Genomic DNA, 12,080 nt, shown 5'->3' with positions numbered 1-12,080 from the left:
CATGACCGAGCCCCTTCTTGCCTTTGCGCTGCTCGGCGCCATTTCGGCCATCTCCATCGGTGCCGCTCGCATCGTTTCGTGGTACCTCGACCGTCGCGGGGAGCCTGCCCGTCGTAGCGCACGCGAAGCGGCCTTTGAAGCCGAGGCACGCGCCGAACTGGCCGCCACAGGCTGGACCGCTGAGGAAGAAGCCGCGTTCCAGGCAGTGCGATCGCAGCAAGGCAAGCATTTGCGCGCACTTCGCCCGGAATTCCGGCAACTGATTGAGGAGACTCACCGTGCGTAAGTTCGATTGGTGGGGTCTTCCGTTCGTCCTCTTCATGGTCTGCGGGGCGGCGCTTGGCTTCTGGATTGGCACCGCGTTCGCTGCTGACTGGAACGCAGTCGCTGCCGAGCGCGGCGAAATTCGCAATGCCTGCATCGCCGGTAACGACCGCGCCTGCCGCATGTACGAGGTCGAATATGGCCGCTGATCAGGTCTGCGAGTTCTTCCGCGATCCCTTTGTTGTCGCCCTCATCGGCGGTGCGCTGCTTACCGGTCTGTATTGGTCGCTGGTGTTCGTACTGCGTGGAAAGGGGGCAGGCAATGGCCGTTGATCGCGCTCGTTTCAGGATGGCTGTAGAGGGCGGGGTAGGGGGCTTTTCCCCGCTTTCGCCCGGTGAAAAGGGGCAGCGGGCGGCGGCGGAGATTGGCCCGGGGAGTAACACGGGCCAAAAGGGTCAGCAGGACGCAATTATCGACTACCTGACCATTGTGGTCCCGCTCTCTGTCCTTGAGGAAGTGAACTGCAAGAAGCTCGACCTCTTGCTGTTCCGCATCTTCGGTTTCCGTGGCGAAGTTGTTGCCGGTGCGATTCGTGAGAAGAACTGGAACTTCTACGAGCAGTCGGCGGTGCTGATCGACCGGGAAAACGAGGTGGTTGGTCGTGTTGGCATCGGTGGCAAGAAAAGCACCGTATGCCTGAGCCTCACCGGGATGGGTTGCAAATGGATTCGTGACTGGGCGCGCGTCTACAAGCAGTGCTCCATGCTCGACGCCAAGATTACCCGTGTTGACTGCGCGCACGACGACTACGAAGGCGAACGCCTGGACGTGCATGCGCTCCGCGAGGTTGCCGCGCAAGGTGGCTTCACCGAAGGCGGCTGCCCGCCGCGTCATCGCTTCATCTCCGATGAAGGCCACAACACCGGCTGCACGCTGTACGTCGGCGGCAAAGGCCACAAGGAACTGTGCGTGTACGAGAAGGGCAAGGCCGAGGGCCTGCCGTCCTCGCGCTGGGTGCGCGCCGAAGTCCGCCTGTACGGCAAGCACATGGAAATCCCGCTGGATGTGCTGTTGAACCCGGGCGCGTACCTGCGCGGCTCGTACAGCGCATTGCATGACCTCATCAAGGGCGTGTGCACGCGACTGCGCACGATCCGCAAGCATGTCGAAGTATCTGCCGAGGCGATGGTGCTCTGGATGGAGCGTCAGGTAGGCCCGGCCCTCAGTGTTCTGCGCGGAGCGTTCGGAGATTCATGGTCCGACTTCTGCGAGGCCCGCATCGTCCGTGACGGTCACCCCGGACGTTTTCGCGGTATTGCCAAGGGTGACGCACTCCATCGTTTCGTGAGGGAAGAACTATGCCCATCTGCCGCGTGAAGTCCGCTGCCGTCGAAGAGCGGCACAACAGCAAGACCAACACCATCAATCGTTCGCAGACCGCTGGCCTCGACCTGGGCAACGGCTTCGAACTGCCGTTCCGCGTCGGCCTCGGCCAGCGTCCGCCGTACCCGGCTGGCGAGTACGACATTGATCCGCAGTCCTTCGGACTGAGCGACTACGGTGATCTGGTGCTGAAGCGCTACGTGGACTTGATCCCCATCGGGTTCAAGGCTGCGCCGGCCGCATCGAAGACCTAAGTCATGAGCCTCTGCGTTGCTTTAGGGGAGAACGGAACGCTGATCCCAACCGGTCAGCCCGTCGATCAGTGCACGGGGTATGTGCTGATGAGCAGCGCAGAGGCTTCCTCTGTCGCCATGTTCGCCGAGGCGTTCAAGGTGCCGGACAAAGACGTACTCGCAGGATGGGCATCGGGGCCGTTCATTCTGATCATGACCTTGTACTTGGCTGCGCACATCGGTGGCCGTGTTGCAGCTGTGTTCGACAAATCGTAGGCCGCCATCAACTCAATCAATGAAAGGGGATTTACATGGATTTCGAATCGATTCTGACCGGCCTGTCGGTCGCTGCCGCGCTGACCGCCATCGGTGGTGGTCTGGCCCTGATCGCCGTGGTCGGCTTCTCCCTGTGGGGTGGCCGCAAGGTGGCGGGTCTGTTCGGTAAGTCGTAAGCCGAGCAGTGATGGGGTAGGGGAGGCCATGCCTCCCCTTTCTATTTCAGGGGAGCGATATGGACTATCAGATGATCATCGGCGGCCTGCAGGTCGGCATGGTGGCTCTTGCAGTGTTGGGCGGCTGCGCCGTCATTGCGCAGTTGAAGTTCGGCCTGTGGGCGGGCCCGAAGGTGGCGCGACTGTTCCTAATGCGGGGCGGCAAATGATCCTTTGCCTATTCGCCGGATTCATCAGCGGGCTGTGCGGCATCGCTGTCGTGATGGGGATTCGCGGGTGATTCGTCGCCTCAGCCATTTCGGAGTTGCCGCATGCCTCCTGCTTGCGCCCGGCATCGCCCAGGCGGCGGCGTTTCAGGATCAAGGTGCGGCGTATACGAAGTGCATGGCCGATATCGCGACTGGGCCGAGCTACTGGCAACCCATGCGCTGCAATGAGTCCCCCAGCAACGACGGCTCCGGCTGGTACGACGCATGGGATCGTACCGGCCGCAGCGTGGGCTGGGGCCTCTACAGCTGGCCTAAGGCGACCAGCTGCAAGACGCGGGGAGATGAAATGGGCTGGCAGGGTGGCGAGACGGCTGCAACCGTCAACGTCTGTCACACCGGCTGCATGTACAGCAGCAGCCTTGATCCATCGAGCCCGTCGGGCTTCACGTATTACCCAACCGGTGGCTCTTGCACTGAAAGCGACGCCCCTGCGCCGACGCCCGCCGGTGATGGTGGCGATCCCGGTGGTGGTGATGGCGGCGGTACTGACCCGGGAGGTGGTGACGGTGGTGGCGACAACGGGGGCGGGGATGGCGGAGGCGGTACCGATCCCGGTGGCGGTGATGGTGGCGGCGGTACCGGGCCGGGGGATGGCGATGGTGGTGGCGACGACGGGGGAGGGGATGGTGGCGGTACTGGTCCCGGTCCGGGCCCAGGTCCCGGCGAAGGTGATGGCGATGGTCCGGGGCAACCCGGGGGCGACGGTGATGCGCTATATGAGTCGGAAGGCAAGACCGTCGAGAAGCTCTACGACGACTTCGCCGAGCGCGTCAGCAAGGCCCCGATCATTGACGCTACCAAGAGCTTTTTTGAGATCAGCGTCAGCGCCTCTTGCCCGATCTTCACTTTCCCGGCGACGGCATATTGGGACGCCATGACGTTCGACTTCCTGTGCAAGCCTGAGATCGTCGCCATCCTTCAGCTGCTGGGCTGGCTGCTGCTCGCGTTCGCCGCCTTCCACGCAATCAAGATCGCGCTCACATGATCAACCTAATCGCATTCGTGACGCTGCAAGCCGGGTGGCTCAACGATCTGACCGAGTACATCCGCAGGCAGGTGGAACGCCTGTGGACGGCCATCGTTGAGTTCTTCCGTGATCTTGTGCTGTACGCGATCGAACAAGTCCTGGACTTAGCCGCACATGCGCTGGAAAAGCTGCCCGTGCCTGAATTCATGACCGAGTACAAGCTTGGCACCCTGTTCGCAAACGCAGGGCCGACCATCGCGTGGTTCGTCAACATCTTCAAGATTCCCGAGTGCATGACCGTGGTATCGCTCGGGATCGTGTTCTTCATCACCCGTAAAATTCTGACCTTGGGGAAGTGGTGACATGCTAGTTTTCAACGAGGGCGTACCGCGCGCAGGCAAGAGCTACGATGCGGTCAAGAATCACATCCTGCCCACGCTAAAGAAGGGACGCCGGGTGTTCGCGCGCCTCAATGGCTTGCACCATGAGCGCATCGCCGAATACTTGAACATGCCCGTGGATGAGGTCCACAAGCTGCTGACGCTGGTAGAAACCAAGGACGTTGCAACGACGTTCGTCTGCTCCAGGCATCCGGAGACCGGTCAGTGGCGCATCCCCGATGAGTTCAAAGATGCACTGGTGGTGATTGATGAGGTGCACGAGTTCTACGTTGCACAGCGCAACCAGTTGCCGGAAGAAGTGGAGAACTTCTTTGCGCTGATCGGCCAGAACGGCGGCGACGTGCTGATCATGACGCAGTGGATCAACCGCGTGCATCAGGCGGTGAGGGCGCGTATCGAGCGCAAGAACGTCTTCCAGAAGCTCACCGCCGTAGGCCTGAAATCGCGCTACCGGGTCACGTATTACCACACCACCAGCCCGGGAAAATTCGAGGTCGTCGGTGGCAAGACGCTGAAGTACGATCCGGCCATCTATCCGCTGTATCACGGCTATGCGGTCGGCGCAGAGAATGCAGAGGTGTACGAGGAAGGCGGTACCAACATCTGGAAGCAGCTTGCGCCCAAGATCGCCATTGCTGCCGTGGGCCTTGTGGTTGGCATCTGGGCGTTCGGCGGCTACTTCATCAGGATGATGGGCGACGATGAGCCGGAAGCTGCTGTAGAAGCCCCGGCAGGCGCCAAGGCAACGCAGGGGCAGGGCGCCCATAAGCCCATCAGCACCGGTGCTGTGCCGGCCGCGGCCGTTGCAGTGCCCGCAGCCGATCCACTGGCCGGGATGACCGTCGAGCAGCGCTATGTGGCCGCCATGACGCAGGCGAATCGGATTCGGTTGGCCTTTACCGCCCAGTTCGGGGAGCGCTCGGTGGGAATGGTCGAATGGGTCGACGGCTCAGGGAACACCGTCGATCAGTTGACCTTTGATGCCCTCATTGCGATGGGCTACCGGCTGAGGGTTGCCGTATACGGGGTGCGCCTGACGGCGGGTTCGTTTGAAACGGTCGCAACAGCGTGGCCGAGGGAAGCACCCCGGCGCGAGGAAGAGCCAACGTTGTACCGCCTGGACAGTGACCGTGCTGCCGCTGATTCTGCGAGCGTAGCGAGTGGAAGCGGCGGCGGCGCGGGCGCGGTCATGGCGGCAAGAAGCGGGGGCACCATCGTGCGCGTAGGTGAGCGCCCCATGGGCACGTTCCCGGAATCCAAGCCCTACCCGCCGAGCTTCTGACGTGATGCGTCACGTTTATCGAGTACCATCCTCTATAGACAAGGGGGGAATATGGATATTCGACTTGGGGCGCTGTGCGTACTGTTGGCCGTTGCCACCTCAGCTTCAGCGCAGCAGATACATTCGGCGAGAGGCCCCGCGCCAAAGCCCATCCCAGCAGCCCCGAAGGCCGCGCACAATTCGATGGCAAAGACCACGACGCCATTCAACTGCGAGCAGTATCGTTGGCCGAATCATCCTCACCCAGGCATGAAGCTGTACTGCGACGGTATTGAGGCAAGCACTCTCCAGGACGAAGCACGTCGCGCCGGGCGCCCCGGGCCATCCGGTAGCGTCGTGTCGCTGCCTTCACTCGGGAGCGATGCCGCCAAGCGCTCGGGATTCGCCTGCATCGGCGGCCAAGCGTTTCGGAAGCTCCGAAATGGTTGGGAACAAGTCTCCGCGCCTGCCGGTGGCTGGCAACGTTGCCGCGAGCAGTGATTTCGGGGTGTAGGGGCAGCGCCCCTACGGAAGCGCCTCACACGCGCTGGCGGGGCCTTGGCCCACGACTCAGATAGACCACATTGGAGGGCTCGGCGTCGGAACCCGGTCCACATCCGGCCAGCCGCCGTTCTCGGCGAATTCTGAGGACTTCGGCAAGGTAGATCACGCCGGATTTCGCCGTCGCGGATCCCGTGGAGGCCGGAGCCGATCGTTCGGCCAAGTCTGTGCGAGCCTCGGCCATCATCAGCCGCCATTCCCGCGCAATGTTGCAGGTCAGAGACCACCAGGCCATATCGCAGGGTTCCAGCTGGTGACCTTCAGGGGTGAACATATGCCCAGCTTGGAAGCCGAAACCGGCCCAAGGGCCGGTTAGGTCAGTTCGGTCATACGGATCGATCTCGATCATGCTGCAAGCTCATCCTTGTCGGGGGAGCCAACAGGGAGGCAAGAGCCAAGCCAGAGGCGGAGCCATTGCCAAGCCGAGCCCACGAACCGGATCACGCCCGATACAGCATTTCGCATAATGTATATTATGTTACAAAGAGGTCTGCCTAGACGAACCCCAAGCAGTCCAGTCCTGGCCGTATGCTGCCCCCTTCAGTAACCCTCCCAACGCCCCCAGAACCAGGCTCCACGGCGCCAACCTTCTCACCCAGCATGCAGGCCCACCGGTGTAGGCTCGACGCACCACTTAAGGACGGGTTTGGCGATGCGCCTGGCTGATTTTATCGAACGGAATGCGCGGGAAATCCTGGAAGACGCGGTGGCATTCGCCGAAACGCAGGCGCCCGATACTGTCGAGTTCAGCGTAAAGCAACTTCGGAATCATCTTCCCCAGATTCTTCAGGCAGTTGTAGACGATCTCAGATCGCCGCAGACAGCCTCCCAGCAGATCGCAAAGTCCCACGGGCTTGCACCGTTGAAGCCCGGCCCCGAGTCCGCCGCGTCCTATCATGGCCGAACCCGCGCCATCGCCGGCTTTGGCCTCAACCAGATGGTGGCCGAGTATCGAGCACTCCGGGCTTCGGTACTTCGGCGATGGGCATCCGACCAGCAGCTGATCACTTCATCGATCGATGACATCCTTCGTTTCAATGAGGCCATCGATCAGGCGGTCGCCGAATCCCTTGCTCAGTTCTCTGCCGAGGTCGAGTCCTGGAGGCAGATCTTCCTGGCAGCGCTCGGGCATGATCTCCGAGGTCCTTTGGCAGCGGTCATGTTCTCGGCGGACACTCTGGCCAGTGGACTGCAGGATCCGGCATTGTCCAGGCAGGCCGAGCGGATCCTCAATGGCAGCATGCGCATGAACAAGCTGCTCGACGACCTGCTGGCTTACAGCCGCAGCAAGCTGGGCGATGGCATGGCCATTCATCCGGTGGACTGCGATCTTGCACAATCGCTTGGCGAAGAAGTCGAATTGCTTCGCGCTTCCCTGCCCCACGTCCCCATCAAGTATGAGGCTGAAGGCGATGCCCGCGGTTGCTTCGACGCCTCTTCGTTGCGCGAGGCGGTTCACAACCTCACGACCAACGCTGCAAAGTACGGCGAACACGGCACCGATGTGCGGATCAGCCTTGAGGGCCTCGTCGACCAGATCATGATCACGGTGAGCAACACCGGGACCGAACTATCGGACGAAGCGTTCAACAGTCTGTTCGATCCCTTGCGCAGAGGCTCGCACAACGCGTCACAAGGCGAACACGCGAGCTTGGGCCTCGGCCTGTTCCTGGTGCGGGAAATCTGCCACGCGCACCGCGGCACTGTCCATGGACGATGGCGGGATGGTCGCACTTCATTCGTCATCACGCTCCCAAAGAACGCTGATTGAGGCGACCGACCCGGCGACGGCACTACAGGAACCTGTGCATCACGAAGACATCGACCAACCCCAACTGACCGTGCCGGAACGCCTTCGGTAACGTCCCGACCACATCGAACCCCAGCTTCCGGTACAGCGCCACGGCCGGGCCGTTGGTACTGACTACGTAATTGAACTGCATGGCCAGGAATCCTTCCGCCCTCGCCCGCTCCAGGCTGTGTTCCACCAGCGCCCGGCCCACGCCTTGCCCTTGTTCCGGCGCATCCACCACATACGTGGCGCTGGCCACGTGCGCCCCCAGATCAGGGAAGTTCGGGCCCATCTTGTACATGCCCACCACCCGGCCCTCCAGCACAGCCACATGAGGTGCCTGGACCTGGAACCAATGCGCGCGAAACGTCTCGACGGCGAAAGAGCCGGCAAAGGGCAGCGCATCCTGCGTCGCAATGGCCGTCTTGAACATACCCCACATCACCTCGAAATCGCCTGCACGGGCGGGCCGGATCTCCATGCGTCTCCTGCAGATCTGTGGTCGTGACCAGGCCGGACACTACCAGAATCGAGCTTCGACCCCGTAGCTGCTTCACGCGCCACCGCCATCCGCTCCGTAATAGTTGAGGAAATTCCAACCTTTTGAGCAGTAAATGCCCCCTGTTTCCGCGCACATCCCGCACCGGCTTCGTCGATGGCGCGTTCCTGCCTACGTCCTGCTGGGCATCTACCTGCTGTACCTGCTGGCCGGCAACATCTTCCTCAACACACCCCTGTTCGACCAGGTCACCAACCGCAAGCCGCACAAGTTCGTAATGACCACTGGGCCGGCCATTACGCTGTTGCCCGGCCACGTGATCGCCTGGAACGTGCACATGCGCGGCCACGTGAACCACACCGTCTACGTGTTGCATGCAGACCGCGCCAGCGCCCGATTGGCGGTGCTGCCCCTGTTCCAGCGCGAGGTGCGGGTGCCAAGGCTGCAGGCCACCGGAGTTTCCGCCGAGATCAGCCGCGTCGAAGAGGCCATCCCTTCACCGCCGCGCAGCGACCAGGGCTGGACCCTGCGTTTCAACGCCATCCACAGCGACAGCATCCGCAGCGCACGCTTCGGCAAGCTGCTGATCATCGGCAAGGGCCAGGGTACCGTGGGGTTCCTGAAGCAGCTGCGCGGTGGGCCGTCGGAACTGTTTGAATCCGAGGTTGCGTTCAGCGATGCGGACACCAGCTTTGACGGTGTGCAGCTGCTGGGCGACATGGATCTCACTGCGCGCTTCAGCTATCCGCGCCACTATCGGGACCAGGCGCCAGGCCTGGCCAAGCTGAAACTGCTACATGCCCAGCTCGAGGTTGATGCCCGCAGCCAGGGCCTGCGGATGGACACTGATGTCGCCACGCCGAAGATTTCCAGTGCTCCGGTGCCTGGACGCCTCCAGCTGACGCTCCACATGATCGACGGTCAGCTCCAGCCCGGCGACCACGCGCTCTGGCAGGTGCCGCTCCACCTGGGCGATGGTGCCCCGGATCGCGGCCTGCTGGCCCTGCAGCTCAACGTGGCCAACGACCTGCGCCTGCAGGCGCGCCTGCCCATGCGTCGCGGCTCGGGTAGCGAAGTGGATGCGGATCTGCACATCAGCGGGCGCGACATCCCGTTCCAGGCGCCTGCCCGGCTGCTGGAACGCAGCTCGGGCACCGTGCGCGGCGAATGGTCATTCACCTCGCTCAACTGGATCCCTGCCCTGTTCGTGCGCAAGCCATGGCTGCAGCTGGATGGCGGCGGCACGCTGAAGGCGGACCTGCAGCTTCGCAACGGCGAGCTGATCGAAGGCAGCACCGTGGACATCCCCGCCGCCGAGGCCGTCGCCGAAGTCGCCGGCGTGCGCCTGGCGGGAACGGCCAGCGCCCATGGCGAGTTGAAGGCCGGCAGCCCCAATCAGGCACGGCTGGCCGTCCGCTTGCCGCGATTCACTGCGCGGCCAACCGATGCCAAGGACGTGCGCCTGTTCGACGGCCGTGATCTGGCCCTCGACCTGACCGGCGATGGCCGCCTGCAGGAACTGCGCAAAGGTGTCCGCGCCCAGCTGCGCTTCAAGGAAGCAACCATTCCTGATCTGACCGCCTACAACCGCTACCTTGGCTCGCCACAGGTTCGACTGCTCCGTGGCACTGGCACCCTGAGCGGTGACGCGACCCTCGACACCGACGGGCGCGTCGGCCATGGCACGGCCCGGCTGCTGGGACGCAACGCCAGTGCCAAGGTGGCGGGACTGGACATGGGCGGCGACGTCGACGTGAACGCAACCCTGCGCCGTGGTGACTTCAACCAGCGTCATTTCGATCTGTCCGGCACCACGGTCGAGCTGCGCAACGTGCAGGTGGCGGGCACGCAGGGCTCGACTGCATGGAAAGGCCGCGCGGTCTTCAAGCGTGGTCGTATCGATGCGCAGTCGCCGTTCCAGGTGGACGCCACCACGGATCTGGATCTCAGCGATGCACGACCGTTGCTGGCGCTGTTCGCAGAGCGCACCGACTACCCGCGCTGGACCCTGTCCCTGCTGGACTCCGGCCAGGTGCAGGCCCAGGCGACGCTGCGCTGGCGCCCTGGCCATCTGGTCATCGATGGGCTGCAGGCCGAGAACGATCGCCTGTCGGTACGCGCGCGGCTGGATCTGCTCGAACAGCGCAAACGCGGTGATCTCTATCTTCGGTGGGGACTGCTGGGTGCGGGGATCGAACTGGACGGTGACCAGCGCCAATGGCATCTGGCCAAGGCACGCGAGTGGTTTGATCAACGGCCTTCGCTGCTGCCAGCGAGCCAGGGAACGGGTACCGCCAGCTCTTCGGACTGAACGCCCGCAACCTGCATCCATTCGCGGCCTCTGTGCGTATACGCGAGCATGCGCATCACGGAGCTGCACGGTATGAAGCGGAGTTCACAGGTTTCCGGACTTCTGGGATGGGTGGCGATCACCTTCGTCGTGGCCGCCTTGGGCGCGTGGGCATCCACATCGGCCGCCAGCTTCTATGCCACCCTCGCCCTTCCCACCTGGGCGCCACCGGCCAGCGTGTTTGGTCCGGTGTGGACGCTGCTCTACGCCATGATGGCGCTTGCCGCGTGGCTGGCCTGGCGCGAACGTGGCTGGCGAGGCGCACGACCGGCATTGGTGCTCTATCTGCTGCAACTGGCCGTCAACGCGCTGTGGAGCTGGCTGTTCTTCGGCTGGAGGCTGGGCGCCCTCGCCTTCGCTGACATTCTTGTGTTGATTGTGCTGGTGTGCGCAACGATCGTCGCGTTTGCGCGCATCCGCCCGGTCGCGGCGGTGCTGCTGCTTCCCTACCTTGCCTGGATCTCGTTTGCTTCGGCACTCAACTTCGCGGTCTGGCGAGCCAATCCCGGGCTGCTGTAACAACGTGACAGGACTGTCTTCCGCTCAGGCCTGGGCAATGGCCTGCGGGCGCCATGACCGCAGCAGCGCCGGCTTGAATGCCTGCTGGCCGCAGCCGGTGGGGCATCGCACCACCCGCGCCGCGGTATGGCTGACCAGGCCCTGCCCTTCTTCTGCCTTGAAGACCGTCTCGCAGGACAGGCAGCGGGCGACCAGCGAGTACAGATGCAACAGGCGGCCACTGGCAGGATCCTGCAGTGCATCCACATCCAGCAGTTCAAACTGGCAGCTGTCAGGGAGCATGCGGTACGGGGTCGCGGGCACGGTCTGCAGGTTCACGGGCATGGCATCCAGGGAGAGTGGAGTCACCGTAGGGCAATCGTTGTCGAGCCGGCGTGCAGTTCAGATGTACCGACTGCGAAACCCCTGCCAGCCTTTACGCCCGAGTCTGCTAGGCTGCGCGCCGATGCCTACTCCCATCTTGCCAGCACAGCCTGATCACGTTGCGCTCAGCGTCGCGCTGAAGGAACACACGCGAACGGTCCATGCTCGCCTCGACCAGCATCTGTTGCACCAGCACATCTTCGCGTCGCGCCAGCGCTACCTCGGCTTCCTGCGCGTGCAGTGGCACTTCCACCACACCATTGCGCCGCTGTACCGGATGTGGGATCCGGGCACGGCCCGCTTGGCGCTGATCGAAGAGGACCTTCGTGATCTGGGCGCGATCGTGCCGGTACCCCACGCGTGGCGACCGCAGCCGCACGCGTTCTCGAAGGCGGCCGCGGTGGGCTGGCGCTATGTGGCGGAGGGCTCAACGCTCGGTGCCGCCGTGCTGTTGAAGATGGCCGCGGCGTTGCAGCTTCATGCCGGCTACGGAGCGCGTCACCTGCGCCCGTCCGAACTGGGCGTGGCGGAGTGCTGGAGACGCGAGCGCGACGGATTGGATGCGCTCGTTTTAAGTGCCGACGAGCGCGCGCAGGCCTGCGTAGCCGCGACAGACGCCTTCCAGTTCGTCCGCCGGTGCGTAGATGAAGAATTCAGGTTTGAATGAAATGCCTTTCACGTACACGTGGTGGTATGCGGATGCACACTTTTGCTTCACCATCCATGGATACCGGATGTATCACTGGGCTTTCCAGCCATCCACGA

18 protein-coding genes are annotated in these 12,080 nt (G+C 63.2%); 15 read left to right on the top strand and 3 right to left on the bottom strand.

Features of this window, described 5'->3' with window-relative positions:
* Position 1: 1 nt before the first annotated feature.
* The 11 genes from HLA98_RS06915 to HLA98_RS06870 all read left to right on the top strand — a co-directional run bounded on the left by HLA98_RS06915 (position 2) and on the right by HLA98_RS06870 (position 5,252).
* Entirely contained in the window at positions 2-286 is a 285-nt protein-coding gene (locus HLA98_RS06915; RefSeq protein ID WP_057501161.1) for a hypothetical protein, read from the top strand.
* A complete protein-coding gene (locus HLA98_RS06910; protein WP_057501160.1) occupies positions 279-473 on the top strand; it encodes a hypothetical protein in 195 nt (64 codons plus the stop codon). Before HLA98_RS06915 ends, HLA98_RS06910 begins: the two co-directional genes overlap by 8 nt.
* Complete coding sequence (locus HLA98_RS21355) at positions 463-597, top strand: hypothetical protein (RefSeq protein ID WP_265340558.1); 135 nt, start codon at positions 463-465, stop codon at positions 595-597. Before HLA98_RS06910 ends, HLA98_RS21355 begins: the two co-directional genes overlap by 11 nt.
* Positions 587-1,642, top strand: a complete 1,056-nt coding sequence (locus HLA98_RS06905) for a replication initiation factor domain-containing protein (RefSeq protein WP_057501159.1) — start codon at positions 587-589, stop codon at positions 1,640-1,642. Before HLA98_RS21355 ends, HLA98_RS06905 begins: the two co-directional genes overlap by 11 nt.
* Entirely contained in the window at positions 1,624-1,902 is a 279-nt protein-coding gene (locus HLA98_RS06900; RefSeq protein ID WP_057501158.1) for a single-stranded DNA-binding protein, read from the top strand. The genes HLA98_RS06905 and HLA98_RS06900 overlap by 19 nt, the downstream gene beginning before the upstream one ends.
* 3 nt (positions 1,903-1,905) lie before the next feature.
* Positions 1,906-2,157: a hypothetical protein gene (locus HLA98_RS06895; protein ID WP_049422019.1), complete on the top strand. Its 252-nt coding sequence runs from the start codon at positions 1,906-1,908 to the stop codon at positions 2,155-2,157.
* A gap of 35 nt (positions 2,158-2,192) precedes the next feature.
* Positions 2,193-2,333: a hypothetical protein gene (locus HLA98_RS06890; protein ID WP_049422023.1), complete on the top strand. Its 141-nt coding sequence runs from the start codon at positions 2,193-2,195 to the stop codon at positions 2,331-2,333.
* Positions 2,334-2,392: 59 nt separating this feature from the next.
* A complete protein-coding gene (locus HLA98_RS06885; RefSeq protein WP_160320756.1) occupies positions 2,393-2,542 on the top strand; it encodes a hypothetical protein in 150 nt (49 codons plus the stop codon).
* A gap of 67 nt (positions 2,543-2,609) precedes the next feature.
* Positions 2,610-3,587, top strand: coding sequence for a hypothetical protein (locus HLA98_RS06880; protein ID WP_129550524.1), 978 nt, complete (start codon positions 2,610-2,612; stop codon positions 3,585-3,587).
* Positions 3,584-3,931 carry a phage coat protein gene (locus tag HLA98_RS06875; protein ID WP_057501157.1) on the top strand — a complete coding sequence of 116 codons (348 nt, stop codon included), beginning with the start codon at positions 3,584-3,586 and terminating at the stop codon, positions 3,929-3,931. The genes HLA98_RS06880 and HLA98_RS06875 overlap by 4 nt, the downstream gene beginning before the upstream one ends.
* 1 nt (position 3,932) lies before the next feature.
* Positions 3,933-5,252, top strand: coding sequence for a zonular occludens toxin domain-containing protein (locus HLA98_RS06870; RefSeq protein WP_057501156.1), 1,320 nt, complete (start codon positions 3,933-3,935; stop codon positions 5,250-5,252).
* Between the two features lie 517 nt (positions 5,253-5,769).
* On the opposite strand, the gene HLA98_RS06865 is transcribed toward HLA98_RS06870, so the two are convergent.
* Positions 5,770-6,141 (bottom strand): DUF3653 domain-containing protein, encoded by a 372-nt coding sequence (locus HLA98_RS06865; RefSeq protein WP_170272463.1) that lies wholly within the window; start codon positions 6,139-6,141, stop codon positions 5,770-5,772.
* 303 nt (positions 6,142-6,444) lie between these two features.
* On the opposite strand from HLA98_RS06865, the gene HLA98_RS06860 reads away from it, so the two are divergent.
* A complete protein-coding gene (locus HLA98_RS06860; RefSeq protein ID WP_057501155.1) occupies positions 6,445-7,563 on the top strand; it encodes a sensor histidine kinase in 1,119 nt (372 codons plus the stop codon).
* 22 nt (positions 7,564-7,585) lie between these two features.
* Here the strand turns inward: HLA98_RS06860 and HLA98_RS06855 are convergent, their stop codons facing one another.
* Positions 7,586-8,065: a GNAT family N-acetyltransferase gene (locus HLA98_RS06855; RefSeq protein WP_057501154.1), complete on the bottom strand. Its 480-nt coding sequence runs from the start codon at positions 8,063-8,065 to the stop codon at positions 7,586-7,588.
* A gap of 133 nt (positions 8,066-8,198) precedes the next feature.
* On the opposite strand from HLA98_RS06855, the gene HLA98_RS06850 reads away from it, so the two are divergent.
* Positions 8,199-10,394: a translocation/assembly module TamB domain-containing protein gene (locus HLA98_RS06850; RefSeq protein WP_057501153.1), complete on the top strand. Its 2,196-nt coding sequence runs from the start codon at positions 8,199-8,201 to the stop codon at positions 10,392-10,394.
* A 72-nt stretch (positions 10,395-10,466) separates the two neighbouring features.
* Positions 10,467-10,952: a TspO/MBR family protein gene (locus HLA98_RS06845; RefSeq protein WP_057501169.1), complete on the top strand. Its 486-nt coding sequence runs from the start codon at positions 10,467-10,469 to the stop codon at positions 10,950-10,952.
* Positions 10,953-10,976: 24 nt separating this feature from the next.
* On the opposite strand, the gene HLA98_RS06840 is transcribed toward HLA98_RS06845, so the two are convergent.
* Complete coding sequence (locus tag HLA98_RS06840) at positions 10,977-11,270, bottom strand: hypothetical protein (protein ID WP_049449534.1); 294 nt, start codon at positions 11,268-11,270, stop codon at positions 10,977-10,979.
* Between the two features lie 127 nt (positions 11,271-11,397).
* Here HLA98_RS06840 and HLA98_RS06835 point away from each other — a divergent pair, with 127 nt between their 5' ends.
* A complete protein-coding gene (locus HLA98_RS06835; RefSeq protein WP_057501152.1) occupies positions 11,398-11,982 on the top strand; it encodes a biliverdin-producing heme oxygenase in 585 nt (194 codons plus the stop codon).
* Positions 11,983-12,080: the final 98 nt, after the last annotated feature.

Source organism: Stenotrophomonas africana, assembly GCF_013004645.1.
GTDB classification, from domain to species: domain Bacteria; phylum Pseudomonadota; class Gammaproteobacteria; order Xanthomonadales; family Xanthomonadaceae; genus Stenotrophomonas; species Stenotrophomonas africana.
Note: the sequence above shows the minus strand (reverse complement) of the source record. Positions and strands in the feature narration are given on the sequence as shown.

What these genes read in the sequence shown, in the direction of transcription:
- HLA98_RS06915 (WP_057501161.1), top strand. Translation starts at nt 2, where the DNA reads ATGACCGAGCCCCTTCTTGCCTTTGCGCTGCTCGGCGCCATTTCGGCC.
- HLA98_RS21355 (WP_265340558.1), top strand. Translation starts at nt 463, where the DNA reads ATGGCCGCTGATCAGGTCTGCGAGTTCTTCCGCGATCCCTTTGTTGTC.
- HLA98_RS06905 (WP_057501159.1), top strand. Translation starts at nt 587, where the DNA reads ATGGCCGTTGATCGCGCTCGTTTCAGGATGGCTGTAGAGGGCGGGGTA.
- HLA98_RS06900 (WP_057501158.1), top strand. Translation starts at nt 1,624, where the DNA reads ATGCCCATCTGCCGCGTGAAGTCCGCTGCCGTCGAAGAGCGGCACAAC.
- HLA98_RS06895 (WP_049422019.1), top strand. Translation starts at nt 1,906, where the DNA reads ATGAGCCTCTGCGTTGCTTTAGGGGAGAACGGAACGCTGATCCCAACC.
- HLA98_RS06890 (WP_049422023.1), top strand. Translation starts at nt 2,193, where the DNA reads ATGGATTTCGAATCGATTCTGACCGGCCTGTCGGTCGCTGCCGCGCTG.
- HLA98_RS06885 (WP_160320756.1), top strand. Translation starts at nt 2,393, where the DNA reads ATGGACTATCAGATGATCATCGGCGGCCTGCAGGTCGGCATGGTGGCT.
- HLA98_RS06875 (WP_057501157.1), top strand. Translation starts at nt 3,584, where the DNA reads ATGATCAACCTAATCGCATTCGTGACGCTGCAAGCCGGGTGGCTCAAC.
- HLA98_RS06870 (WP_057501156.1), top strand. Translation starts at nt 3,933, where the DNA reads ATGCTAGTTTTCAACGAGGGCGTACCGCGCGCAGGCAAGAGCTACGAT.
- HLA98_RS06865 (WP_170272463.1), bottom strand. Translation starts at nt 6,141, where the DNA reads ATGATCGAGATCGATCCGTATGACCGAACTGACCTAACCGGCCCTTGG.
- HLA98_RS06860 (WP_057501155.1), top strand. Translation starts at nt 6,445, where the DNA reads ATGCGCCTGGCTGATTTTATCGAACGGAATGCGCGGGAAATCCTGGAA.
- HLA98_RS06855 (WP_057501154.1), bottom strand. Translation starts at nt 8,065, where the DNA reads ATGGAGATCCGGCCCGCCCGTGCAGGCGATTTCGAGGTGATGTGGGGT.
- HLA98_RS06850 (WP_057501153.1), top strand. Translation starts at nt 8,199, where the DNA reads ATGCCCCCTGTTTCCGCGCACATCCCGCACCGGCTTCGTCGATGGCGC.
- HLA98_RS06845 (WP_057501169.1), top strand. Translation starts at nt 10,467, where the DNA reads ATGAAGCGGAGTTCACAGGTTTCCGGACTTCTGGGATGGGTGGCGATC.
- HLA98_RS06835 (WP_057501152.1), top strand. Translation starts at nt 11,398, where the DNA reads ATGCCTACTCCCATCTTGCCAGCACAGCCTGATCACGTTGCGCTCAGC.